The organism is Enterobacter pseudoroggenkampii, from assembly GCF_026420145.1.
GTDB lineage: Bacteria > Pseudomonadota > Gammaproteobacteria > Enterobacterales > Enterobacteriaceae > Enterobacter > Enterobacter pseudoroggenkampii.
In genome coordinates this window covers 2198725-2223390 of record NZ_JAPMLV010000001.1, presented here as the reverse complement: position 1 = coordinate 2223390, position 24666 = coordinate 2198725, and the positions used below count along the sequence as shown (strand labels likewise).

Sequence of the window (24666 nt, the reverse complement as noted above, 5' to 3'; positions counted from 1 at the left end):
GATGAGCTTACGTGAAAAAACCATCAGCGGGGCGAAGTGGTCAGCGATGGCGACCATCGTCATCATTGGCCTCGGTCTGGTGCAGATGACCGTGCTGGCGCGCATTATCGATAATCACCAGTTCGGCCTGCTGACCGTCTCGCTGGTGATTATCGCGCTGGCCGATACGCTGTCTGATTTTGGTATCGCCAACTCGATTATCCAGCGCAAAGAGATTAGCCATCTGGAGCTGACCACGCTCTACTGGCTGAACGTGGGGCTGGGGATTTTCGTGTTTGTGCTGGTGTTCCTGCTGAGCGATACCATCGCCAGCGTGCTGCACAACCCGGATCTCGCTCCGCTGATGCGCACGCTGTCGTTTGCTTTCGTGGTGATCCCGCACGGACAGCAGTTCCGCGCGCTGATGCAGAAAGAGCTTGAGTTCAACAAGATCGGCATGATTGAGACCAGCGCCGTTCTGGCGGGCTTTACCTTCACCGTGGTGAGCGCCCATTTCTGGCCGCTGGCGATGACCGCTATTCTGGGATACCTGGTTAACTCTGCCGTACGTACGCTGCTGTTCGGCTACTTTGGCCGCAAGATCTACCGTCCGGGGCTGCATTTCTCGCTGGCGTCCGTCTCGTCCAACCTGCGCTTTGGCGCGTGGCTGACGGCGGACAGCATCATCAACTATGTGAATACCAACCTGTCGACGCTGGTGCTGGCGCGTATTCTTGGCGCGAGCGTGGCGGGGGGCTACAACCTGGCCTACAACGTCGCGGTGGTGCCGCCGATGAAGCTGAACCCTATTATCACCCGCGTCCTGTTCCCGGCGTTTGCCAAGATCCAGGACGACACCGAGAAGCTGCGCGTCAACTTCTACAAGCTGCTTTCCGTGGTGGGGATTATTAACTTCCCGGTGCTGCTGGGGCTGATGGTGGTGTCCAGCAACTTCGTGCCGCTGGTGTTTGGTGAAAAGTGGAACGGTATCATTCCGATCCTGCAGCTGCTGTGCGTGGTAGGGCTGCTGCGCTCCGTGGGGAATCCAATTGGGTCCCTGCTGATGGCAAAAGCGCGCGTGGACATCAGCTTTAAGTTCAACGTGTTCAAAACCTTCCTGTTTATTCCGGCGATTATCGTCGGCGGGCATATGGCGGGCGCCATCGGCGTGACGCTGGGCTTCCTGCTGGTGCAGATCGTCAATACCGTTCTGAGCTACTTCATCATGATCAAGCCGGTGCTGGGTTCCAGCTACCGTCAGTACATCCTGAGCCTGTGGCTGCCGTTCTATCTCTCATTGCCAACCCTGGCGGTGAGCTACGGCCTGGGCATCATCCTCAGCGGCCATCTGCCGCTGGCCGCGCTGCTGGCGGTGCAGGTTGCCGCGGGGGCGCTGGCCTTCGTCGTGATGATCGTACTTTCTCGCAATGCGCTGGTGGTAGAGATGAAGCGCCAGTTTTGCCGTAACGAAAAAATGAAAACGCTGCTTCGCGCAGGCTAGTTATTTAAGAGGCCATTATGAAATTATTAATTCTTGGCAACCACACCTGCGGCAACCGTGGCGACAGCGCCATCCTGCGCGGTTTACTGGATGCAATTAACACCCTTAAGCCTGAGACCGAAGTGGACGTGATGAGCCGTTATCCGGTCAGCTCATCCTGGTTACTGAACCGCCCGGTGATGGGCGACCCGCTCTACAGCCAGATGAAACAGCATAACAACGCCGCGGGCGTGATGGGCCGCGTGAAGAAAGTGCTGCGTCGTCGCTATCAGCACCAGGTGCTGCTTTCCCGTGTGACCGATACCGGCAAGCTGCGCAACATCGCTATCGCGCAGGGCTTTACCGACTTTGTTCGCCTGCTGTCCGGCTATGACGCCATTATCCAGGTCGGCGGTTCGTTCTTCGTCGATCTCTACGGCGTGCCGCAGTTTGAGCATGCGCTGTGCACGTTCATGGCGAAAAAACCGCTGTTTATGATTGGCCACAGCGTCGGGCCATTCCAGGATCCGCAGTTTAACCAGCTGGCGAACTATGTGTTTGGCCACTGCGATGCGTTGATCCTGCGCGAGTCGGTCAGCCTCGACATGATGAAGCGCAGCGAAATTGACACGTCGAAAGTTGAGCACGGCGTGGACACCGCCTGGCTGGTGGATCACCAGGAAGACAGCTTCCAGGCGAGCTACGCGGTGCAGCACTGGCTCGACGTGGCGGCGAAACAGAAAACCGTCGCAATCACCCTGCGCGAGCTGGCGCCCTTTGATAAACGTTTAGGCACGACGCAGGCGGCGTATGAGAAAGCCTTCGCCGACGTGGTGAACCGCGTGCTGGACAGCGGTTACCAGGTGCTGGCGCTCTCAACCTGCACCGGTATCGACAGTTACAACAAAGACGACCGTATGGTGGCGCTGAACCTGCGCAATCTTGTGAACGATCCGTCCCGCTATCACGTGGTGATGGACGAACTGAACGACCTGGAGATGGGCAAGCTGCTCTCCGCCTGCGACCTGACGGTGGGCACCCGTCTGCACTCCGCCATTATCTCCATGAACTTCGGCACGCCGGCCATTGCCATTAACTATGAGCACAAGTCCGCCGGGATTATGCAGCAACTCGGTATGCCGGAAATGGCGGTGGATATTCGTCATCTGCTGGACGGATCGCTCGGTGCGATGGTGGGGGACACGCTCGGCCAACTGCCTGCGATCAATGAACGTCTGGCGGTGGCGGTGAAAGCCGAGCGCGAGAAGGGCATTGGGATGGTGAAATCGGTACTCGATCGCGTACGGGAGGGGAAATGAAGGTTGGTTTCTTCTTACTGAAATTTCCGCTGTCGTCCGAAACGTTTGTTCTGAACCAAATCACCGCGTTTATCGATATGGGATATGACGTGGAGATTATCGCCCTGCAAAAGGGCGATACCCAAAACACCCATGCGGCGTATACCCAGTATGGGCTGGAGGCGAAAACCCGCTGGCTGCAGGATGAGCCGTCCGGGAAGCTGAGCAAGCTGCGCCACCGGGCCAGCCAGACCTTACGCGGGATCCACCGCGCATCGACGTGGCGGGCGCTGAATGTTTCCCGCTATGGGGCGGAGTCACGCAATCTGATCCTGTCGGCCATCTGCGGGCAAACGGCGCAGCCGTATCGTGCCGACGTGTTTATCGCCCACTTTGGCCCGGCGGGCGTCACCGCCGCGAAGCTGCGTGAACTGGGGGTGATTGACGGTAAAATTGCGACCATCTTCCACGGTATCGACATCTCCAGCCGTGAAGTGCTTAACCACTACACCCCGGAGTATCAGCAGCTTTTCCGACGCGGCGACATGATGCTGCCGATCAGCGACCTGTGGGCCGGACGGCTGAAAAACATGGGCTGTCCGGGAGAGAAAATTGCCGTTTCGCGTATGGGCGTGGATTTAACGCGCTTCACGCGTCGTCCTGTAAAGGTGCCGGGAACACCGCTGCAGATCATCTCCGTCGCGCGTCTGACCGAGAAGAAAGGGCTGCATGTGGCGATTGAAGCCTGCCGCCAGCTGAAAGCGCGCGGGGTGGATTTCCACTACCGCATTCTCGGGATTGGGCCGTGGGAGCGTCGTCTGCGCACGCTTATCGAACAGTATCAGCTGGAAGATGTCGTAGAGATGCCCGGCTTCAAGCCGAGCCACGAGGTCAAGGCCATGCTCGACGAGGCAGATGTGTTTCTGCTGCCCTCCGTAACGGGTGCCGATGGTGATATGGAAGGCATTCCGGTGGCGCTGATGGAGGCGATGGCCGTAGGTATTCCTGTGGTATCGACCCTGCACAGCGGGATCCCGGAGCTGATTAAGTCTGACCATTCCGGCTGGCTGGTGCCGGAGAATAACGCGATAGCCCTTGCGGACCGATTAGCTGCCTTCAGCGACATCGACCAGCAGACGCTAGAGCCCTTGCTTCATAATGCACGGCAAAAAGTTGAAACCGATTTTAACCAGCAGGTGATTAATCGCCAGTTAGCGAGCCTGCTGCAAACGTTGTAACGCCGAGGATGTATGCTGAAAAAGATTACCCGACGCACCTTTGTCTCTTCTCTGTCCGTTCTGGCGGCCACGCCGCTGCTGTCGTCACGCATTGCGCGAGCGGCTGCTGGAAAAACGGTCTCTGTTAATCAGTACAATAACAACGACTGGATCGCCGCCTTTAAGCAGGCGTTTACTGATGGCGACACGGTTGTGGTCCCTGCCGGGCTCACCTGCGAAAACATCAACACGGGTATTTTCATTCCCGACGGTAAAACGCTGCTGATCCGCGGGGCGTTAACCGGTAACGGGCGCGGCCGCTTTGTGCTTCAGGAAGGCAGCAAAGTGATAGGTGAAGGAGGGGGCCGCACGGAGAACATTACGCTCGACGTTCGCGGCTCTGACTGCGTTATCAAAGGGCTGGCCATGAGCGGGTTTGGCCCGGTGACGCAGATCTACATCGGCGGCAAGAAACCCAGCGTGATGCGCAATTTGCTGATTGATAACATCAGCGTAAGCCAGGCCAACTACGCCATCCTGCGTCAGGGTTTCCATAACCAGGTGGACGGAGCGCGCATCACCAACAGCAAATTTAGTCACCTGCAGGGCGATGCGATCGAGTGGAACGTCGCCATCAACGATCGCAATATCCTGATCTCCGATCATGTCATCGACAACATCAACTGCACCAACGGCAAGATCAACTGGGGCATCGGCATTGGCCTCGCCGGCAGCACCTACGATAATGACTATCCGGAGAAGCAAACCGTCAAGAACTTCGTGGTGGCCAACATTACCGGCAGCAACTGTCGCCAGCTGGTGCATGTTGAAAACGGCAAACATTTTGTTATCCGCAATATTAAGGCCAAAAATATTACTCCCGACTTCAGTAAAAAGGCGGGAATAGACAACGCCACGGTGGCCATTTATGGCTGTGATAATTTCATTATTGATAATGTCGATATGGTGAACAGTGCCGGAATGTTAATTGGCTATGGGGTGATAAAAGGCGATTATTTGTCCATCCCGCAGAACTTCAAGCTCAACAATATTCGCCTCGATAACCGCCAGCTTGCCTATAAATTGCGTGGAATACAGATTTCATCCGGTAACGCGACCTCGTTTGTGGCGATAACCAACGTGGATATGCAGCGTGCTACGCTTGAACTGCACAACAAGCCGCAACATCTTTTTTTACGCAACATCAATGTGATGCAGGAAGCCGCTGTAGGGCCCGCCCTGAAGATCAACTTCGACCTGCGCAAGGATGTGCGGGGTAAATTTATGGCGAAAGACGAGACGCTGCTGTCGCTGGCGAACATAAAAGCCGTTAATGAGAAGGGGCAAAGCTCGGTGGATATTGACCGTGTCGACCAGCAGGTGGTGAATGTGGAAAGGCTGAACTTTGCGCTTCCTTCCTTCAGGAAGTAAGTCTTGACATCATATCTCATTGAGTGCGCGGTAACCCCTAAAATTTGTTACTGAACTCAGCGATTTTAGGGTTTATAATCCGTGCCACATTTTCGTCAGTTCTGTCTTATCATTAGCGATACCTCAGGGAATGCAGAGATTACCGGAGGTTTGCCAAACACAAATGCACTGAGTGGTTTATGAACGATAAAGTTTTGTTTATTGGCGCGTCCGGCTTCGTTGGGACTCGTTTGATCGAGATTTCTAAGGCTGAGTTTGATGTCACCAACTTCGACAAACAGCAAAGCCATTTCTACCCTGAGATTACTGTTTCCGGAGATGTACGTAATCAGGAGCAACTCGATCAGGCGCTTGCCGGTTTCGACACGGTGGTATTGCTCGCCGCCGAGCATCGTGATGATGTCAGCCCAACGTCGCTCTACTATGATGTAAACGTTCAGGGTACACGTAATGTACTGGCAGCGATGGAAAAAAATAATGTTAAGAACATTATTTTTACCAGCTCAGTTGCTGTTTATGGTCTCAATAAAGTCAATCCTGACGAATCTCACCCGCACGATCCTTTTAACCACTATGGTAAAAGTAAGTGGCAGGCGGAAGAGGTGCTGCGTGAATGGTTCAACAAAGCTCCAGAAGAGCGATCTCTGACAATTGTTCGTCCAACGGTCATTTTTGGTGAACGCAATCGTGGCAATGTCTTCAATCTTCTTAAGCAAATTGCGGGTGGCAAATTCGCAATGGTGGGGGCCGGAACTAACTACAAGTCCATGGCTTATGTCGGCAATATTGTGGAGTTTATCAAATTCCGATTGAGCAACGTCAAACCTGGCTACGATGTATACAATTATGTCGATAAGCCCGATCTGAATATGAATCAGCTGGTTGCTGAGGTGGAAAAGAGCCTTAGCAAAAAAATCCCATCAGTTCATCTCCCTTATCCTTTAGGTATGCTTGGTGGCTTTTGTTTTGATATTCTTAGCAAAGTGACTGGTAAAAAGTATGCGATCAGTTCCGTTCGTGTCAAAAAATTCTGTGCCACCACTCAATTTGATGCCACGAAAGTACACACATCAGGTTTTAAAGCGCCTTATACCTTATCTCAAGGGCTGGACCGTACGTTGAAGTATGAGTTCGTTCATGAGAAGAAAGATGACATCACGTTCGTTTCTGAATAGCGGCTGCTGATCTGGGATTTGTCGGAAACAGACTCTACGGCTTCTTTATTGATAGGGTTTTTGACGATTCTGGGTCACACTTATAGCGTAATGAACTTAAGTAATCAGCGTTCTGAACTAAACGTGATTTGCATTCGACGCAGTAGACTTTCTTTATCAGGCATTTTTCCTGACACGGTTTATACTTCGTCAACCATTTTAAGGTGGAAGAGATAATGATCAATTTGAAAGCAGTCATTCCGGTAGCAGGTCTGGGCATGCATATGCTGCCAGCCACAAAAGCCATTCCAAAAGAGATGCTGCCGATCGTCGATAAGCCAATGATTCAGTACATTGTCGATGAGATTGTTGCTGCAGGGATCAAAGAAATCGTCCTGGTTACCCACTCGTCTAAGAACGCGGTTGAAAACCACTTCGACACCTCTTACGAACTCGAAGCGTTGCTGGAGCAGCGAGTCAAACGCCAGCTGCTAGCGGAAGTTCAGTCTATTTGTCCTCCAGGCGTGACTATTATGAACGTGCGCCAGGCGCAGCCGCTGGGTCTCGGCCACTCGATTTTGTGTGCCCGTCCAGTGGTGGGCGATAACCCGTTCATCGTTGTGCTGCCGGACATCATCATTGATAACGCTTCTGCCGATCCGCTACGTTACAACCTGGCGGCAATGGTGGCACGTTTCAATGAAACAGGGCGTAGCCAGGTCCTGGCTAAACGCATGAAAGGCGATCTCTCTGAGTACTCCGTAATTCAGACGAAAGAAGCGCTTGAGACGGAAGGGCAGGTGAGCCGCATCGTCGAGTTCATTGAAAAACCGGATCAGCCACAGACGCTTGATTCGGACCTGATGGCGGTTGGCCGTTATGTTCTGAACGCAGATATATGGGCGGAACTTGAAAAAACCGAGCCAGGCGCCTGGGACCGCATCCAACTGACCGACGCGATTGCTGAGTTAGCGAAGAAGCAGTCCGTGGACGCCATGCTGATGACCGGCGATAGCTATGACTGCGGTAAGAAAATGGGGTATATGCAGGCGTTTGTAAATTATGGGCTGCGTAACCTGAAAGAAGGGGCGAAGTTCAGAAGCCGTATTGAAAAGTTGCTGGCTAATAACGACTGATATTCCTGCCACGGCTTGAACCAGCGGCAGTCATCATTAAGGTGTGTTGAAGCATATCCATAATGATGACTGCCGTTTTTCGTTATTAATACTAATGATAACATTGAGTTATCTGATTCAAGCCTGAGCAGGTTTGTAGCGATTTGTGCTTGTTTCTAAGGTCGTTTAGGACGACAATTAACGCCAGTTTTTGTCTGTATCCAGACAAGAAAAATCATTTAATCAAACACCGCTCAGTACACTGGTAGCTGTTAAGCCAGGGGCGGTAGCGTGCTCAATTTCTGAAACGTTTCTAAATGGTCAGGTTTCAGAGCGTCAGTATCCAGACATTTCCAACAGACGGAACAGATAACGTGAAAATTCTTGTGACGGGCGGTGCCGGCTTTATCGGCTCAGCAGTTGTACGACATATTATTAAAAATACCCAGGACGACGTCGTCAATGTGGATAAGCTGACCTATGCCGGTAATCTTGAGTCGCTTAGTGAAGTCAGCGAAAGCGACCGCTATGCCTTTGAACATGCAGATATTTGCGACAAAGACGCTATGGATCGCATTTTCGCAAAACACAAGCCTGATGCGGTGATGCACCTGGCAGCTGAAAGTCACGTCGATCGTTCAATTACCGGCCCGGCTGCGTTTATCGAAACCAATATCGTCGGCACCTATGTGCTTCTGGAAGCCGCTCGAGCGTACTGGTCTACGTTGGATGAGCAGGCGAAGAAAACGTTTCGTTTCCATCACATCTCTACCGACGAAGTGTATGGTGATTTACCGCATCCTGATGAACATCCGGAATCAACTGAGCTGCCACTCTTCACAGAAACCACCGCGTATGCACCAAGCAGCCCGTATTCAGCGTCGAAAGCCTCCAGTGACCATCTCGTGCGTGCCTGGCTTCGTACCTACGGTTTCCCGACTATCGTCACCAACTGTTCGAATAACTACGGCCCGTACCATTTCCCGGAAAAACTGATCCCGTTGGTTATTCTGAATGCGCTGGAAGGTAAAGCTCTGCCAATTTACGGTAAAGGCGATCAAATCCGTGACTGGCTGTATGTAGAAGATCATGCGCGTGCACTCTACACCGTTGTCACTCAAGGGAAACCGGGTGAAACATACAACATTGGCGGCCATAACGAGAAGCAGAACCTGGACGTGGTCCATACGATTTGCGATCTGTTGGATGAAATTGTACCTAAAGGGACATCTTACCGCAGTCAGATCCGTTATGTAGCTGATCGCCCAGGCCATGACAGAAGATATGCAATCGATGCGCACAAAATAGCTGAAGAATTAGGCTGGAAACCACAAGAGACTTTTTACAGTGGCATTCGTAAAACGGTTGAATGGTATCTCAATAATCAAGGGTGGATCAATAATGTGAAAAGTGGTGCTTACACATCTTGGTTATCAAAACAATATGGAGATAATGAATGAAGGGTATAATTCTCGCTGGTGGCTCTGGTACCAGGCTGTATCCTGTAACTTTGGGAGTATCTAAACAACTTCTTCCCGTTTATGATAAACCAATGATTTATTATCCCTTGTCCGTTTTAATGCTGGCAGGTATCAAAGATATACTTATAATAACAACACCTGAAGATCAGAGCGGTTTTGTAAGACTTTTGGGGGATGGCAGTCAATTTGGTATTAATTTGAGTTACGCTATTCAACCAAATCCTGATGGTTTGGCACAGGCCTTCATTATAGGTGAGAATTTTATTGGGCAAGAGCCAGTCTGTTTAGTATTAGGCGATAATATTTTCTTCGGACAAGGATTCACACCTAAATTACAGCTGGCGAGTAGTAGAATAAGTGGGGCAACAGTCTTCGGCTACCAAGTCATGGATCCACAGCGGTTCGGTGTGGTTGAATTTAATAGTGATTTCAAGGCAATAAGTATAGAGGAAAAACCAGCTCAGCCTAAGTCTAATTGGGCGGTGACGGGACTCTATTTTTATGACAATAACGTCATTGATATTGCAAAAAATATAAAACCGTCGGCAAGAGGCGAGTTAGAAATAACAACAGTCAATGAAATTTACCTTAACAATAATAATTTAAATGTCGAATTGTTAGGTCGCGGTTTTGCATGGCTTGATACCGGCACCCATGATAGTTTAATTGAGGCCGGAAGTTTTGTCGAAACAGTTCAAAAACGTCAGGGTATGATGGTAGCTTGTCCAGAAGAGATTGCCTGGCGAAATGGATGGTTAAATGATGAGACCCTTACGGCTATTGGTTCTAAATTAGCAAAAAACCATTATGGACAGTATTTATTAAAATTAGTAAAAGGGCATTAAAATACAATGAATTTGATTCAGCTAAACAAAAAAGGTGATGACAGGGGTGCATTGGTAGTTATTGAGCAAGAAAAAGACATACCGCTTGATATCAAGCGGGTCTACTACATGTTTGATACGACACCAGGCGTCAGAAGAGGCTTTCATGCCCATAAAAAACTAACGCAAATAGCTGTTCCTGTTAAGGGATCTTGTAAGTTCTTGCTTGATGATGGAAAACAAGTTGAGCATGTGCTTTTGGATTCACCGACGGTTGGATTAATAATCGAACCCATGGTTTGGCATGAAATGTATGATTTCAGCGACGATTGTGTCTTAATGGTTCTGGCCGATGATTATTATGATGAAAGTGATTATATTCGAGACTATGCTTCTTTCAAAGCGATCACTGACCTCAAAAATTAAAACGACTAGGGTTAGTGAAAAGCCAACATTAAAAAAATTTACTTTTTGATATACAGTACAAATTATAGGGTGTGTTATTAAATGATTAAATTTCTTGATCTTCAAAAAATAAATCAGGTTTATCATGCGGAGTTAATGAGTGCATTCGAATCTGTGTTAGATTCGGGATGGTATGTAATGGGAAATCATCTCCAAAAGTTTGAGTCTGAATTTGCTAATTACTGTGGTGTTAAACACTGTATTGGTGTAGCGAACGGCTTAGAAGCCCTGGTGTTGGTTTTACGCGCCTGGAAAGAAATGGGTAAATTGCAAGAAGGTGACGAGGTTATCGTACCATCTAATACATATATTGCTTCTATTCTTGCAATATCTGAAAATAATTTAACTCCAATACTTGTAGAACCTGATGTAAATACTTTTAACTTATCTCTAGAAAATATAAAAGCAGCTGTTACGACAAAAACAAAAGTGATCCTTCCTGTTCATCTTTACGGTCAGATTTCACCGATGAAAGAAATACAGGAATATGCTGCTGCAAACAATATATTAGTTCTTGAGGATTGTGCGCAATCACAAGGAGCTGAGCAGTTTAAAATCAAGGCAGGCAGTTGGGGGGATGCAGGTGCGTTTAGTTTCTACCCGGGGAAAAATTTAGGTGCTCTGGGTGATGCTGGTGCGATCACAACGAATGATGATGGCTTAGCAGATACACTAAAAGCTCTTCGTAATTATGGCTCACATGTAAAATATCAAAATCTCTATAAAGGGGTAAATAGTCGACTGGATGAATTACAGGCAGCGCTTTTAAGCGTCAAATTACCAAATTTAGATAATGAAAATAAACGCAGAAGAGATATAGCTAAGAAATATCAAGAGAATATTACTAACAAAAATATTACTCTTCCAGTTCATCCTGACAATGATGTTTCACACGTATGGCATTTATATGTTATTAAAACAGTAAATAGGGATAGTCTTGTTAACTATTTGAATGATCAGGGAATACAAACCCTTGTACACTATCCGATACCTCCTCATCATCAAAAGGCTTACTCAGAAATTTCACATTTATCCTTACCTGTCTCAGAAATGTTGCATAATTCCGTACTCTCTTTGCCAATTTCGCCAGTTATGACCGATGATGAGGTCGACTTTGTCATTCAAAAAATAAATGGATGGCAAATTTGAATTTTGCAAAAGTAACTATTTTTAGCGGAATATTGACACTTCTGCGACTATTATGCGGTTTCGCGATATCAAAAGTTGTTGCAATATATACAGGTCCAGTGGGGATTGCGGGATTAGGGCAATTACAAAATCTGGTGACGTTCATAAATGGTTTTGTATCCTCTCAGGTTTCTCAGGGGATAAACAGATATTCCGCAGAAAATAAAAATGATTATGAAAGTGCAAAATACTACTGGAGAGCTGCCTTAAAGCTCTCTGTAGTAGCATGCCTGTTTATCATTTGCCTGGGGTGCATTCTATCAAGTAATATATCAATGCTTTTATTTTCAACGAAAGCTTATTATTGGATAGTCATACTTGCTTTGATTGTTGTACCGCTAAATGTTATAAATAATATATTCTTGGGTGTGCTCAATGGTCTTGGAGACCATTATAGGTTTTTTGTTGCTAATGGATGTGCTGTTGTTTTTTCTGCCATCTCTATGATGTTATTGGTATATCTTTTTGGGTTAAAGGGAGCATTGATTGCTGCGGCATTGAATAATGCAATTGCAGGCCTATGGCTTGTATTTGTAGTCATGAAATGCGATTGGTTCAAATATCATTTCTGGGTTGGTAAAACCACCTCGTCTCATATATCTGAAATGAGAAATTATTTTTTCATGGGCATAATTGGCGCACTGACCGGCCCTGTATCTCTCATTCTAGTGAGGACTATTTTAACCAAAGATTTTTCAGCAGAATATGCTGGCTATTGGCAGTCTGTATCGAAGTTATCTGAAGCTTACCTGGCAGTCCTGACAACCGCACTAACTGTATATTATTTCCCCAAAACAGCAGCCGCCAAGACAGTTAAAGAACATATTTCTGTTTTAAAAACAGGCAGTCTCATTGTTATTCCCTTTGCCTGCATGTTTGCTATGAGTATATTTTGGGGTAAAGAATATATATTGAAGATATTATTCAGTTCGGAATTTATTGCAGCAAAACAATTGTTCTTATTTCAGAATTTGGGTGATGTTTTCAGAATAACAAGTTGGTTATTTGCAACAGTGTTATTAGCTAAGGGATATTTTAAGATTAATGCTATACTGGAGATCACATTTTCAATCTTATTTCCCTTATTAACGTGGGGGTTAACAAAGTATTTCTCATTTACTGGGGTAAGCATTGCATACTGTATAACCTATTTAGGTTATTTAATAGTTTCTATACTTATATATATTGCTCATATTAAGAGGCTACAAAAGGTTAGTGATATAGCATGAGTCAAGAATATCCATATAAATGTTCAGTCATAACACCAGTATATAATGAAGAGCGAAATATTAATGCTTTTCTAAACATGCTGTGTGAAATATATGACCCTCAAATACAGTTCGTACTCATTGATGATGGTTCTACTGATAAAACATTTGAGATCATCTCTAATGACTCTTTTATACGTAATAATAAAAATATCAGGGTTATTAGCAAAAAAAATGGAGGTGCTGCAGAGGCGCGCCTTGTAGGGATTAATAACTCCGAAAGTAATTTTATTGTTTTTTGTGATTGCGATGACAAACTTGATCAATTTTCTATAAAAAAAGCATTGGCCGAATTTGAGAACAATAAAGAAATTGATCTGGCTTTATTTGATTATTATGTGTGTTCTACTCAAAAGGAGCCCACACGTTTTAACTACACAATTCAAAATTGGCCGATTTCTGGATATACTGCATTCGAGAATACAATTTCGTTATGGGGTATTCATGCGTTTGGTATATATCGGAAAGAGACGATTCTGGCTGGCTATAATGCAATCAAAAATATTGCTGGAGGTTTAGCTAATAATGTCAATGATGATGAGTTAATAGCTCGGATGGCTATGTTAAATGCCCGAAAAATTACTCTATCTGAAGGGAAGTATTATTATGCAGAAAACACACTTTCAACAACCAGAAGAGTTAATAGAAATTTGTTTAAAATGGCATTTACAGCTCAACGATTAGCAGACATCATCACCGATACTCCATCATTAAGCTTGTTAATTCCTGCCGTTCATTTGTATATGATCAGAGTTGCTACTAATTTAACAATAAAAAGGTCCCTCTGGCGAAAAAAAATAAATAATAAAAGTGAATGGGACCTGGCGGTTTCCAGTTTAATTCAGAAAGTTAAGCTTAAAAATATAATAGAAATTACTAAGCATAATAAAAAATTACTAACTTGGTCTCTCTTCAAGTTTATGGTACTTAAGGCTATATATGGATTTCGAAATGTTAAACCATGAAGAAATGGTGTCTATCGTAATAGTGACATATAATTCTGCTGATTTTATTGAAGAAACGCTAGATAGTTGTTTAAAACAGACTTATTCTAACATTGAAATTATAGTTTCTGATGATAACTCGGCAGATAATACTGTCAATTGTTGTAAACAATGGAATGAAAAAAATAATTCACAAGTTAAATTTAAAGTGATCACTAGTGAACTACGAGCTGGGATACCTGCTAATTGTAATAGAGGTGCGATGGCTTCATCTGGTAGCTGGATTAAGTTTTTAGGTGCAGATGATCTGTTAGAAGCTACAGCAATTGAAGATCTAATGGCTTCAAGAAAAAGTAATACCGGTATTGTGTTTTCCCGATTTGAAACATTTGGAGAAAATGTTTCAACTGAAGTTTTCCCATATTCCTTTACATGGAATTTAATAAAGAATAAGTCGGAACAAAATTCTAAATACTCAGACTGGCTCTTCTTACTTGGTTTTTCAAATGTTGCTCCAGGGGTAATGATATCCAGAGAAACATTTGACAAGTATCATGGGTATGATGAAAGTTATTACTTGCTAGAAGATTTACCTCTTTGGTATAAATTATTTTCGAATAATGAATGTATTTCATATTGTTCAGTAATAACTGTAAAGTATCGTATTCATCAAAACCAGGTAACGTCTTCGGGCATCAGCGAGTTATTAAAAAAAGATTTATTAAAGTTTAATGTTTCAGTAAGAAAAAGATACAAAGCTCCTTATGTTCATAACTTAATTCAGATCATAGCTAATTCCAATAAAAGATTGAGGTTCTTGAAATATATTGATCTTTTTCAATGGTATATATCTTTATATAATAGGTTATGTAAATAATGTTTATTTTATCGCAATGTATGCCGCTTCTGTTCTTGTCATTACTTTGGCCAAACTTTAAGGCTTCTTTAAAAAGAATAGTCGCTTATTCTTTGGTTTTTTTATTGGGCGTGGCTTACACCGCTTTTTACCTTAATGGAGAAGATTGGGTAAATTATTATGTAAACTTTTTCACTCGTGAAGGAACTGCATGGTTTGAGCCTGGATTTTATTTATTGTATTCATGCTTGTCATTCTTGTCTCATTATAACTTTGGCATCACAACGCTCCTGTTTTTCCTGTTGTCATTTGCTATACTTACTAAGTTTGTCCTTGATAATAAAGACTGTAATTTACCATTTTTTTTACTATTGCTTATTATTTGTTTTGGTAATACATTAATTTTAGAGCAGTTAAGACAGTTTGTTTCCGCAATATTAGCACTATGTGCATTAACTACTAGATTAAATTTAAACAAAAAAAAGTCTAATTTCTATCTTTTGCTTGCAATAGCATTTCATGCATCAGCAGTTATTGTCGGATGTGCATTTCTTTTGGCGAGCATAAAGAATTCTAAAGCTTTTATATTTATTTCTCTCTCTATAGCCTCCTTTCTTTTGCTGTTGCTGACCAGTGACTCTCTGGTGAATATAGGTGTGCAGTTACTGCCTGTTATTTTTCTCAAGATTAAAGTTTATCGTGAAATCACAGATTTAACATTACATGTTGGGCCTTCTCTTATTTTCTCAATTATTTACTTATTATATCAATTTAAAAACATTGGAGAGCTAAAATATACTGGAGATTATTCAGTTGTATTCTTAAAAAGACAGCTTTTCTTTGGAGGCTTGGTCTTCTTGGTCGGTATTTTTATACCTTTCATGTCACGAATGTCGACTTTTTTTATTATATTTTTATTTTATGATGTCGCGATTAATAACTACTTTAAATATTTTCAGATAGGTAGGAAAGTTGTGTTGAAGTTTGTGTTGGTTTTGTTTTATAGCTTATTTAGTATGGCTTCATATTTCAAAAACGATATAGCTCCTATTTCCTTTGATAACTTAACATTTAATTTCATCCCGTTTGTATTAAATGATGTCAACTATGATTCATTAGTATATGAAACCTATTTCAAAAATGCTCTGGTGACAAGCGAGCTCATATCGGATAAGTAATGATACCTATGAAAATAGCAATGATATTACCTAGCCTTGCAAAAAGTGGTCCTGGGATTCAAGTGGAAGCTTTGTGCAAACTGCTTACAGCACAGGGTTGTTATGTAGAAATATTTTATTTGCGTGAAAACACAAAGAACAAACTCAATTTTGTTGGGATAAAGAAAAATAGGGTGGATTTTTCTTTAGGTACCATTAATAAATTTCGTGGGTTCGATATTGTTCACAGCCATGGTTTTTTTCCTGATTTATTACTTGTATTGCTGCGCTGCTCTGGAGTTAGAGCAGCATTTGTAACAACAATGCATAACTTTCTTAAAGAGGATATATTTTCAAGATATAAACCAATGAAAGCAAGAATATCTGTCTTTTTATGGAAGCTTGTTCTCTCATTTATCCCTAATAAATTTGTATTCACATCGATAGCGAAAAATTATTACAGTTCTTTTTCAAATGGAGATGTTTATATTGTTAGCAGTGGAATCGATGTGTTAGCAGTTGAAAGTAAAATTGAGGAAAGCTCAGTTCTTGAAGATGAATATATTGAAGCCGCCGCCTCTTTAGTAAAACGAAATCTGAAAATTATTGGTTCAACTTCTATTATTACATCAGGGAAGCATCTGGATACCATCGTCCATGCCCTACCTTTTTTACCGAATCATGCCGCTATTTTTGTCGGCGGTGGTGCCAGGGAAAAAGAGTTAATAGATCTAGCCATTAGTTTGAAGGTTTATGATCGTTGCATATTTACTGGGTTTAGAGCAAACCCACTCCCTTATCTTAAGACATTTGATATTTATGCAATGCCAAGTTCAAGTGAATCCTTTGGGCTAAGTTTATTTGAAGCCATAATTGCTAAGCTTCCAATTATATGTCGTGATTTGCCAGTTTATAGAGAACTCCTGGAAAATGACAATATCTGTTTCTTTGATGGTACTGTTTCAGATTTCGTTAAAGTAGTTAACTCCATGGATACTTGCAATGAAGAATTGATTTCGTCTTTATATAATATGGTTAGTCAAAATTATGACATGTCAGTCGTTGCATCAAAATACCGTGCTTGCTATAGGGATTTAATAAAGAAATGATCGATTTTAGTGTTCTAATGTCCTTATATACTAAAGAGACCCCTGGTAATTTGGAGCAATGCTTTGAAAGTCTTTTTAATCAAACCTATCAAGCTAACGAAATTATTGTAGTGCTGGATGGGCCGATAAACGAACAATTACACTCCGTCATAAATAAGTGGGCGGAGATTTTACCACTACATATTGTTCCACTACCAAATAATGTTGGTTTAGGCAATGCGCTTAATATTGGAATGAAGAGTTGTAATCATGCTCTAATTGCGAGAATGGATACCGATGATATTTGTGTGCCAAATCGCTTTGAGCTTCAGATAAGAAAGTTTAGTGAATCCCCTGAACTTTGTATTTTAGGAGGGGCAATCAGCGAATTTGAAAACGACATTAATATTTCTACCGGCGTTCGAAAAGTACCTGAAACGCATGTGGATATTTTGAAATATGCAGTTTTAAAAAACCCCTTTAATCATATGACGGTTATGTTCAAAAAAGATGAAATTATGAGCGTTGGTGGTTATATGCATCACCATTTTATGGAGGACTATAATTTATGGCTAAGAGTTTTATCAAAAGGGAAAACTGTAGGTAATATAGCTGATATATTAGTCTACGCAAGAACTGGAAATGCTATGTTAAACCGTCGTCGTGGTTTGTCTTATATCCACAGCGAGTTAATACTGGCGAGACTTAAACATAAACTTGGTTTTCAAAATTGTTTATCCGCTTCGTGCATCTTGTTGTTGCGCTCTCTTCCAAGATTGTTGCCAATAACCCTATTTAGAAAAATATATTCAGTCATGCGGAAGCAATGAAAATTCATAGGTTATTTTTTAATGTTAAATAAACATATCTTTAGTTTAACATCACTACGTTTTTTTGCAGCAGTTGGCGTATTTCTGCATCATCTAGGCGTTCTTAATTCAGTTGACAATCCAATAATAAAATCTTTCGCAAGATATTTTTTTTCTGGCTATGCTGGAGTTACTTTTTTTTACATATTGTCCGGTTTTATAATATCGTATAGCTTCAGGAAACATAAAGCGGATGGGTATTTTGATTCTAAGGATTTTATTTTCTTTAGAGTCGTTAGGATATTTCCTGTCCATTGGTTAACATTGTTGTTTTCTTTTTTTGTTTTTAGCCATTTCTCTAATTTTGACTTTTTGCACATCATTGCTCTTATTTTTAACTTTTTTTTGCTGCATGCATTTATTCCATTGGAAGATGTTTATTTTTCATTTAATCCAGTGAGTTGGAGTCTTTCTTGCGAACTTTTCTTTTATTGTGGCTTTGTGTTTTTAGTAGTGTTAAAAACTCGTTTTTTACTAATTTTGTTAGCAATGATACTAGTGCTTCAATTTTATTTCTTGATTCACCCACAAGACCTAGTATCTGATCACTGGCTGTTCTACATAAACCCTTTCTTTAGAATTAATGGATTCATTATTGGTATGCTTTTATGTCGCATGCATGTTTCAAAAATGCCTGTATTGTCTGAAAGTATGTTTAGTTTCATGGAGATATTATCAGTTATTTTGTTAGGGTTGACGTTGTATCTTTCTACTAATTTTATTTCTGATATGAATTTACGCTATGATTTGCTATTTATACCCGCAATGGCATTTATGGTGTTTGTTTTTTCTTATGACGGCGGGGTCATTTCTAAATTATTATCGCATCGTTGTTTTGTTCTTTTAGGAGAGGCATCATTCTCTTTTTATATGATTCATTTAATTGTCATAAGGGTTATTTTTAAAATAACAAATGACAATCATGCTGATGATATCTTAGCTATAATGTTGACGGCTTTAACTGCATTTATTTTGTCTGTTTTAGGATCTGTTATTATATTTAAATTATTCGAGGTTCCTGTTAATAAAGCACTGCGAAATCGATGGTTAAAATTCAGATACAAAAAATAAGGGTTTAGTGTCATCGCTATACTTTGTTCCCAAACTCACATCTTAACTGTATAATCACCATATCTCATATTTAGAAATTACAACTATTCACACCTGACAGGAGTATGTAATGTCCAAGCAACAGATCGGCGTTGTCGGTATGGCAGTGATGGGGCGCAACCTGGCGCTCAACATCGAAAGCCGTGGTTATACCGTCTCCGTTTTCAACCGCTCCCGTGATAAGACCGAAGAAGTGATTGCCGAGAATCCAGGCAAGAAACTGGTTCCTTTCTATACGGTGAAAGAGTTCGTTGAGTCTCTGGAAACGCCTCGTCGTATCCTGTTAATGGTGAAAGCGGGCGCAGGTACCGATGCAGCGATTGACTCCCTGAAGCCTTACCTCGAAAAAGGTGACATCATCATTGATGGCGGTAACACCTTCTTCCAGGACACCATTCGTCGTAACCGTGAACTGTCCGCAGAAGGCTTCAACTTCATCGGTACCGGTGTTTCCGGTGGTGAAGAGGGCGCGCTGAAAGGCCCATCCATCATGCCTGGCGGCCAGAAAGACGCATACGAACTGGTTGCACCTATCCTGACCAAAATCGCAGCCGTGGCTGAAGATGGTGAGCCTTGCGTAACCTATATCGGTGCGGACGGTGCAGGTCACTATGTGAAAATGGTGCACAACGGTATCGAATACGGCGACATGCAGCTGATCGCTGAAGCTTATTCCCTGCTGAAAGGCGGTCTGAACCTCTCTAACGAAGAGCTGGCTGAAACCTTTACCGAGTGGAACAAAGGCGAGCTTAACAGCTACCTGATTGACATCACCAAAGATATCTTCACGAAAAAAGATGAAGAGGGTAAATACCTGGTTGATGTGATTCTGGATGAAGCAGCGAACAAAGGTACCGGTAAATGGACCAGCCAGAGCTCTCTGGATCTGGGCGAACCGCTGTCTCTGATCACCGAATCTGTCTTCGCGCGTTACATTTCTTCCCTGAAAGAGCAGCGCGTCGCGGCGTCTAAAGTGCTGTCTGGCCCACAGGCTAAACCAGCAGGCGATAAAGCAGAATTCGTTGAAAAAGTGCGTCGTGCACTTTACCTGGGTAAAATCGTTTCTTACGCGCAGGGTTTCTCTCAGCTGCGTGCGGCATCAGACGAGAACAACTGGGACCTGAATTACGGTGAGATTGCGAAGATCTTCCGTGCGGGCTGTATCATTCGTGCCCAGTTCCTGCAGAAAATCACCGATGCCTATGCTGAAAATGCCGGTATCGCCAATCTGCTTCTGGCACCGTACTTCAAGAAGATTGCGGACGAATACCAGCAGGCGCTGCGTGACGTGGTTGCCTACGCTGTTCAGAACGGTATTCCGGTTCCAACCTTCTCTGCTGCAGTAGCCTACTACGACAGCTACCGTGCGGCCGTTCTGCCTGCTAACCTGATTCAGGCCCAGCGTGACTACTTTGGCGCGCATACCTACAAGCGCACTGATAAAGATGGCGTATTCCATACCGAGTGGATGGAATGAGTTAACGCACTCGCTGTCATCGCAACCCGGAGCTCGTCTCCGGGTTTTTTTATGCAAAAACTGCTGCCTTATATTCGAAGTAGTCTGAATCTCATCCCACTCGAAGTGATTACTCCTGGTTTGCCTTGACAGTTCTGTTTGCCAGGAGGTACAAAGCCCAACAGTTATGTTTATCGCGATGGTCAGGTGACCATCAGTACAATTAACTCATAGAAGTCATTAGCGAATGAAAATAACAATTTCCGGAACAGGGTATGTCGGTCTCTCTAACGGCATTCTGATTGCTCAAAACCACGAAGTGGTTGCACTGGATATCGTGCAGGCCAAAGTGGACATGCTCAATCAGAAAAAATCGCCGATTGTCGATAAAGAAATCCAGGACTATCTCAGCAATAAGCCGCTGAATTTCCGCGCCACGACTGACAAAGAAGATGCATATCGCGATGCGGATTACGTCATCATTGCGACGCCTACTGACTACGATCCCAAAACCAACTACTTCAACACCTCAACCGTCGAAGCGGTGATCAAAGACGTTATCGCGATCAACCCTCGTGCGGTGATGGTCATTAAGTCAACGATTCCTGTTGGTTTCACTAAATCCATCAAAGAGAAGTTTGGGATTGATAACATCTTCTTCTCGCCGGAGTTCCTGCGCGAGGGGAGAGCACTTTACGATAACCTGCATCCTTCGCGTATTGTTATTGGCGAACGCTCTGAGCGTGCTGAGCGCTTTGCCGCGCTGCTTCAGGAAGGGGCGCTTAAGAAAGATATTCAGGTGTTGTTTACCGACTCCACTGAAGCTGAGGCGATTAAGCTCTTCGCGAATACCTATCTGGCAATGCGAGTGGCTTATTTCAATGAGCTCGACAGTTACGCAGAGAGTCTTGGACTGAACACCCGTCAGATTATTGAAGGGGTGTGTCTCGATCCGCGCATTGGTAATCACTACAACAACCCTTCATTTGGCTACGGTGGCTACTGTCTGCCAAAAGACACCAAGCAACTGCTGGCAAACTACCAGGCTGTGCCAAACAACCTGATATCGGCGATTGTTGATGCTAACCGTACACGTAAAGATTTTATCTCCGATTCCATCCTTGCGCGTCAACCGAAAGTCGTCGGCGTATACCGTCTGATCATGAAGAGTGGCTCCGATAACTTCCGCGCTTCTTCTATTCAGGGGATCATGAAGCGCATTAAGGCGAAAGGGGTTGAGGTTGTTATCTATGAGCCAGCCATGCCGGAGGATCAGTTCTTCAATTCACGGGTGATCCGCGATCTGGACGCATTTAAGAAAGAAGCCGATGTCATCATTTCAAACCGCATGGCGGAAGAGTTGGCTGACGTGGCGGATAAAGTGTATACCCGCGATCTGTTTGGTAGTGATTAATAAAAAATGTTCTTTAAAAGGACAGACCGTAATGGTCTGTCCTTTTTTATATTTGATGTTAATTGAGGAAAATGTCTTTTATTTAATTAAAATATGCTGAGGAAGGTATTTCTTAAATTTATTCATTGAGTCCTGAATACTGTCTTTCGAAATAGTGAAAAGAATATCATCTTCTGTTTCTTTTTGACGAACAGCACCGAAACGCTCGTGGAACCTAATGACAGAAAGATTACCTTTACGGACATCGAAGTGGGCGCGGGTAAAACCTAATTTCAACGCGTAGTAGTAGACTAAAAGCGCCGACTCAATTGCGAAATGTGAAGGTGCATCCTCATGAATGACCCATGATCCCCAGCAGAAAGAATCTTGTTGCTGATCATAAATTCTTACCGTACCAAAAGGTATATCTTCGAGATCGGTAATGATAAAGTAGGCTTGACCCTCACTTTTCAGATAACCTTCGATCCATTTTTCTTGTGCCTTAGTATCATCAGAGGTCGTGCTTATAAATCGACCCTTTTTCTCATTCGTTCTCAGCGCAACAATGAAAGCTGCGTCATCGATTTTTACATTTCGAAGTTTAACAGAGCGACCTACGATAAGATCTGTCTGGTGAATTACTGGAATAGACATAGCAGTTCCTTTTTGCGTAGACATATTGAATGTATTCAAATTTTATAGAAACGTTTGTACCAGTCTACAAAGTTCTTCACCCCATCTTTAACCGAGGTTTGCGGTTTAAATCCGATCGCGTCATAAAGTGGCTGGGTATCGGCGCTGGTTTCCAGAACATCCCCGGCCTGGAGTGGCATCATATTTTTTTCCGCTTTTTTACCCAGGGCCTCTTCCAGAGCGGTGATGTAGTCCATCAGCTCTACTGGTGAACTGTTGCCGATGTTATAAACCCGATAAGGCGCTGAGCTGGTCGCAGGTGAGCCGGCCTCAACGGTCCAGTTTGGGTCTGACCGAGGAATAACATCCTGAAGGCGAATAATGGCTTCAGCGATATCATCAATGTACGTGAAGTCGCGCTTCATCTTACCGTAGTTATAGACATCGATGCTTTTGCCTTCAATCATCGCCTTGGTAAACTTAAACAGTGCCATGTCAGGGCGTCCCCACGGACCGTATACGGTAAAGAAGCGCAGCCCAGTTGTCGGCAGGTTGTAGAGATGCGAATAGGTGTGCGACATCAGCTCATTGGCTTTTTTGGTCGCGGCATAAAGCGAAACCGGGTGATCCACGGAATCGTCAGTCGAGAAGGGCATCTTGCGGTTGAGGCCATATACGGAGCTGGATGAGGCATAAAGCAGATGCTGAACGTTGTTATGGCGGCAGCCTTCCAGCACGTTGAGATGACCAATAATGTTGGCATCAGCATACACATGTGGGTTTTCAAGGGAGTAGCGTACGCCAGCCTGCGCGGCAAGATGAATCACACGATCAAACTTCTCACTGGCGAAAAGCGTGACCATACCTTCCCGGTCAGCTAAGTCCAGCTTGTGAAAGGTGAAACTCTCAGATTTTAACAGTTCCAGGCGTGCCAGCTTCAGGTTGACATCGTAGTATTCATTAAGGTTATCAATACCGACAACCTGATGACCGGCCTCAAGGAGGCGTTTACTGACATTTGCACCGATAAAACCAGCTGCACCCGTTACCAGAAATTTCATCTCTTCCCTCATAGCCTATATTCTTACAGATGCCATAGCGCATCACATGGCCTCTATGATACCGCGAAGGGAGGTAAGTTACATAACCGATCTTTCCGATATTACTCATCGGATTCTTATAGAAAAATTGCCAGCAATAGATAAACTATGCGAACAACATTATGTTTGCCCTTTTTCATCTGTTAGGGATTGTATGACACAAAACAACAATAGCCAGGTCAGCCGAAGCAATGACCCTGAGCAAATTGATTTATTTGATTTAGTACTGCAACTGTGGCGTGGAAAGTGGACGATAGCAGTCTTTGTTGTTGTTTTTATTGCCCTTGCTATTGGTTTTTTATCTATTGTAAAGGAAAAATGGACGTCAAGTGCAATTATTGCACAACCTGATGCTGCTCAGATAGCCAGCTATTCTAATGCATTGAATATCCTCTACGGTACCGCAGCACCTTCAATGCTTGATAATCAAACACGTGCTATTGGTCGTTTTAACTCCTCATTCTCCGCGTTGTCGCAGGCGCTGGAAAATCAGTCAGTGCCTGAAAAACTTACCATTGAGCCCACGGTTAAAGGACAGCCGTTACCATTAAGCGTCTCCTATACCAGTACATCCGCAGAAGCCGCACAAAAGCAATTGGCGCAGTATATCCAGCAGGTCGATGAGCAAACGGCGAAAGAACTTGCCGTTGACCTTAAGGACAACATCAAGGAACAGATAAAAACCCTGAATGACTCCCTGCAAAACCAGGAGAAGGTTGCTCAGGAGCAAAAAGATCTGCGTATCAAACAGATTGCTGAGGCACTCAAGAACGCTGAAGCAGCGAAAATAACCTCGCCGCAGGTCCAGCAAACCCAAGAAGTGACTCAGGAAACATTGTTCCTGCTGGGTAGCGAGGGGCTGAAATCGATGATTGACAATGAGGCTTCTCGTCCGCTGGTCTTCCCAACGGCCTATTACCAGACCAAGCGAAATCTGTTGGACATCCAGAATCTGAATGTAAACCCTGACACGATCCACGTTTACCGGTATGTCATGAAGCCGGAACTCCCAGTACATCGTGACAGTCCGAAAAAAGCGGTTGTTCTGATTCTTGCCGTGCTGCTGGGTGGTATTATCGGTTCAGGTTTCGTGCTTGGCCGTAACGCCTTACGCAACTACAAACCAAAAGCCTGATTTGCAGATTAAAAAAAACCGGGGA

General features: G+C 44.0%; 22 protein-coding genes. 20 read left to right on the top strand and 2 right to left on the bottom strand.

What is annotated here, in order from left to right:
• The first annotated feature begins 1 nt into the window (after position 1).
• The 19 genes from wzxC (at position 2) to ugd (ending at position 21794) form a co-directional block, all read left to right on the top strand.
• Positions 2–1480 (top strand): colanic acid undecaprenyl disphosphate flippase WzxC, encoded by a 1479-nt coding sequence (gene wzxC, locus OTG14_RS10920; protein ID WP_024908096.1) that lies wholly within the window; start codon positions 2–4, stop codon positions 1478–1480.
• 17 nt (positions 1481–1497) lie between these two features.
• Positions 1498–2778, top strand: a complete 1281-nt coding sequence (gene wcaK, locus OTG14_RS10915; protein WP_267215056.1) for a colanic acid biosynthesis pyruvyl transferase WcaK — start codon at positions 1498–1500, stop codon at positions 2776–2778.
• Positions 2775–3995, top strand: coding sequence for a colanic acid biosynthesis glycosyltransferase WcaL (gene wcaL / locus OTG14_RS10910; RefSeq protein ID WP_267215055.1), 1221 nt, complete (start codon positions 2775–2777; stop codon positions 3993–3995). The genes wcaK and wcaL overlap by 4 nt, the downstream gene beginning before the upstream one ends.
• A 12-nt stretch (positions 3996–4007) precedes the next feature.
• Positions 4008–5405 (top strand): colanic acid biosynthesis protein WcaM, encoded by a 1398-nt coding sequence (gene wcaM, locus OTG14_RS10905; protein ID WP_267215054.1) that lies wholly within the window; start codon positions 4008–4010, stop codon positions 5403–5405.
• A gap of 179 nt (positions 5406–5584) precedes the next feature.
• Complete coding sequence (locus OTG14_RS10900; protein WP_061714799.1) at positions 5585–6580, top strand: NAD-dependent epimerase/dehydratase family protein; 996 nt, start codon at positions 5585–5587, stop codon at positions 6578–6580.
• A gap of 215 nt (positions 6581–6795) precedes the next feature.
• On the top strand, positions 6796–7695 hold the full coding sequence (gene galF, locus OTG14_RS10895) for a GalU regulator GalF (RefSeq protein WP_046092891.1): 900 nt from the start codon (positions 6796–6798) through the stop codon (positions 7693–7695).
• Positions 7696–8048: 353 nt separating this feature from the next.
• Complete coding sequence (gene rfbB, locus OTG14_RS10890; RefSeq protein WP_061714800.1) at positions 8049–9134, top strand: dTDP-glucose 4,6-dehydratase; 1086 nt, start codon at positions 8049–8051, stop codon at positions 9132–9134.
• The gene (gene rfbA / locus OTG14_RS10885) at positions 9131–10000 is read left to right on the top strand and encodes a glucose-1-phosphate thymidylyltransferase RfbA (RefSeq protein ID WP_061714801.1); all 870 of its coding nucleotides are present in this window, start codon (positions 9131–9133) and stop codon (positions 9998–10000) included. Before rfbB ends, rfbA begins: the two co-directional genes overlap by 4 nt.
• A gap of 6 nt (positions 10001–10006) precedes the next feature.
• On the top strand, positions 10007–10405 hold the full coding sequence (locus OTG14_RS10880) for a sugar 3,4-ketoisomerase (protein WP_061714802.1): 399 nt from the start codon (positions 10007–10009) through the stop codon (positions 10403–10405).
• Between the two features lie 81 nt (positions 10406–10486).
• The gene (locus OTG14_RS10875) at positions 10487–11593 is read left to right on the top strand and encodes a DegT/DnrJ/EryC1/StrS family aminotransferase (protein WP_090419626.1); all 1107 of its coding nucleotides are present in this window, start codon (positions 10487–10489) and stop codon (positions 11591–11593) included.
• Positions 11581–12861, top strand: coding sequence for an O-antigen translocase (locus OTG14_RS10870; protein WP_073961496.1), 1281 nt, complete (start codon positions 11581–11583; stop codon positions 12859–12861). Before OTG14_RS10875 ends, OTG14_RS10870 begins: the two co-directional genes overlap by 13 nt.
• Complete coding sequence (locus OTG14_RS10865) at positions 12858–13865, top strand: glycosyltransferase family A protein (RefSeq protein ID WP_090419629.1); 1008 nt, start codon at positions 12858–12860, stop codon at positions 13863–13865. Before OTG14_RS10870 ends, OTG14_RS10865 begins: the two co-directional genes overlap by 4 nt.
• Positions 13852–14721 (top strand): glycosyltransferase, encoded by an 870-nt coding sequence (locus OTG14_RS10860; RefSeq protein ID WP_073961498.1) that lies wholly within the window; start codon positions 13852–13854, stop codon positions 14719–14721. Before OTG14_RS10865 ends, OTG14_RS10860 begins: the two co-directional genes overlap by 14 nt.
• Positions 14721–15878: an EpsG family protein gene (locus tag OTG14_RS10855; RefSeq protein ID WP_073961499.1), complete on the top strand. Its 1158-nt coding sequence runs from the start codon at positions 14721–14723 to the stop codon at positions 15876–15878. Before OTG14_RS10860 ends, OTG14_RS10855 begins: the two co-directional genes overlap by 1 nt.
• Before the next feature lie 8 nt (positions 15879–15886).
• A complete protein-coding gene (locus OTG14_RS10850; RefSeq protein ID WP_196761049.1) occupies positions 15887–16966 on the top strand; it encodes a glycosyltransferase family 4 protein in 1080 nt (359 codons plus the stop codon).
• Positions 16963–17775, top strand: coding sequence for a glycosyltransferase (locus OTG14_RS10845; protein WP_267215053.1), 813 nt, complete (start codon positions 16963–16965; stop codon positions 17773–17775). Before OTG14_RS10850 ends, OTG14_RS10845 begins: the two co-directional genes overlap by 4 nt.
• Positions 17776–17796: 21 nt before the next feature.
• Positions 17797–18885: an acyltransferase family protein gene (locus OTG14_RS10840; protein ID WP_267215052.1), complete on the top strand. Its 1089-nt coding sequence runs from the start codon at positions 17797–17799 to the stop codon at positions 18883–18885.
• A 109-nt stretch (positions 18886–18994) separates the two neighbouring features.
• Positions 18995–20401 (top strand): NADP-dependent phosphogluconate dehydrogenase, encoded by a 1407-nt coding sequence (gene gndA, locus OTG14_RS10835; RefSeq protein WP_267215051.1) that lies wholly within the window; start codon positions 18995–18997, stop codon positions 20399–20401.
• A 226-nt stretch (positions 20402–20627) separates the two neighbouring features.
• The gene (ugd, locus tag OTG14_RS10830; RefSeq protein ID WP_061714809.1) at positions 20628–21794 is read left to right on the top strand and encodes a UDP-glucose 6-dehydrogenase; all 1167 of its coding nucleotides are present in this window, start codon (positions 20628–20630) and stop codon (positions 21792–21794) included.
• A 78-nt stretch (positions 21795–21872) separates the two neighbouring features.
• On the opposite strand, the gene OTG14_RS10825 is transcribed toward ugd, so the two are convergent.
• On the bottom strand, positions 21873–22427 hold the full coding sequence (locus OTG14_RS10825; RefSeq protein ID WP_061714810.1) for a GNAT family N-acetyltransferase: 555 nt from the start codon (positions 22425–22427) through the stop codon (positions 21873–21875).
• Between the two features lie 35 nt (positions 22428–22462).
• Positions 22463–23467 carry an NAD-dependent epimerase gene (locus OTG14_RS10820; protein ID WP_090419638.1) on the bottom strand — a complete coding sequence of 335 codons (1005 nt, stop codon included), beginning with the start codon at positions 23465–23467 and terminating at the stop codon, positions 22463–22465.
• Between the two features lie 193 nt (positions 23468–23660).
• Between OTG14_RS10820 and wzzB the strand changes: the two genes are divergently transcribed.
• Positions 23661–24641: an LPS O-antigen chain length determinant protein WzzB gene (gene wzzB, locus OTG14_RS10815; protein WP_061714812.1), complete on the top strand. Its 981-nt coding sequence runs from the start codon at positions 23661–23663 to the stop codon at positions 24639–24641.
• Positions 24642–24666 lie beyond the last annotated feature (25 nt).

Excerpts from the sequence above, each read along its gene's own strand:
- wzxC (WP_024908096.1), top strand. The coding sequence starts at position 2 with ATGAGCTTACGTGAAAAAACCATCAGCGGGGCGAAGTGGTCAGCGATG.
- wcaK (WP_267215056.1), top strand. The coding sequence starts at position 1,498 with ATGAAATTATTAATTCTTGGCAACCACACCTGCGGCAACCGTGGCGAC.
- wcaL (WP_267215055.1), top strand. The coding sequence starts at position 2,775 with ATGAAGGTTGGTTTCTTCTTACTGAAATTTCCGCTGTCGTCCGAAACG.
- wcaM (WP_267215054.1), top strand. The coding sequence starts at position 4,008 with ATGCTGAAAAAGATTACCCGACGCACCTTTGTCTCTTCTCTGTCCGTT.
- OTG14_RS10900 (WP_061714799.1), top strand. The coding sequence starts at position 5,585 with ATGAACGATAAAGTTTTGTTTATTGGCGCGTCCGGCTTCGTTGGGACT.
- galF (WP_046092891.1), top strand. The coding sequence starts at position 6,796 with ATGATCAATTTGAAAGCAGTCATTCCGGTAGCAGGTCTGGGCATGCAT.
- rfbA (WP_061714801.1), top strand. The coding sequence starts at position 9,131 with ATGAAGGGTATAATTCTCGCTGGTGGCTCTGGTACCAGGCTGTATCCT.
- OTG14_RS10880 (WP_061714802.1), top strand. The coding sequence starts at position 10,007 with ATGAATTTGATTCAGCTAAACAAAAAAGGTGATGACAGGGGTGCATTG.
- OTG14_RS10875 (WP_090419626.1), top strand. The coding sequence starts at position 10,487 with ATGATTAAATTTCTTGATCTTCAAAAAATAAATCAGGTTTATCATGCG.
- OTG14_RS10870 (WP_073961496.1), top strand. The coding sequence starts at position 11,581 with ATGGCAAATTTGAATTTTGCAAAAGTAACTATTTTTAGCGGAATATTG.
- OTG14_RS10865 (WP_090419629.1), top strand. The coding sequence starts at position 12,858 with ATGAGTCAAGAATATCCATATAAATGTTCAGTCATAACACCAGTATAT.
- OTG14_RS10860 (WP_073961498.1), top strand. The coding sequence starts at position 13,852 with ATGTTAAACCATGAAGAAATGGTGTCTATCGTAATAGTGACATATAAT.
- OTG14_RS10855 (WP_073961499.1), top strand. The coding sequence starts at position 14,721 with ATGTTTATTTTATCGCAATGTATGCCGCTTCTGTTCTTGTCATTACTT.
- OTG14_RS10850 (WP_196761049.1), top strand. The coding sequence starts at position 15,887 with ATGAAAATAGCAATGATATTACCTAGCCTTGCAAAAAGTGGTCCTGGG.
- OTG14_RS10845 (WP_267215053.1), top strand. The coding sequence starts at position 16,963 with ATGATCGATTTTAGTGTTCTAATGTCCTTATATACTAAAGAGACCCCT.
- OTG14_RS10840 (WP_267215052.1), top strand. The coding sequence starts at position 17,797 with ATGTTAAATAAACATATCTTTAGTTTAACATCACTACGTTTTTTTGCA.
- gndA (WP_267215051.1), top strand. The coding sequence starts at position 18,995 with ATGTCCAAGCAACAGATCGGCGTTGTCGGTATGGCAGTGATGGGGCGC.
- ugd (WP_061714809.1), top strand. The coding sequence starts at position 20,628 with ATGAAAATAACAATTTCCGGAACAGGGTATGTCGGTCTCTCTAACGGC.
- OTG14_RS10825 (WP_061714810.1), bottom strand. The coding sequence starts at position 22,427 with ATGTCTATTCCAGTAATTCACCAGACAGATCTTATCGTAGGTCGCTCT.
- OTG14_RS10820 (WP_090419638.1), bottom strand. The coding sequence starts at position 23,467 with ATGAAATTTCTGGTAACGGGTGCAGCTGGTTTTATCGGTGCAAATGTC.
- wzzB (WP_061714812.1), top strand. The coding sequence starts at position 23,661 with ATGACACAAAACAACAATAGCCAGGTCAGCCGAAGCAATGACCCTGAG.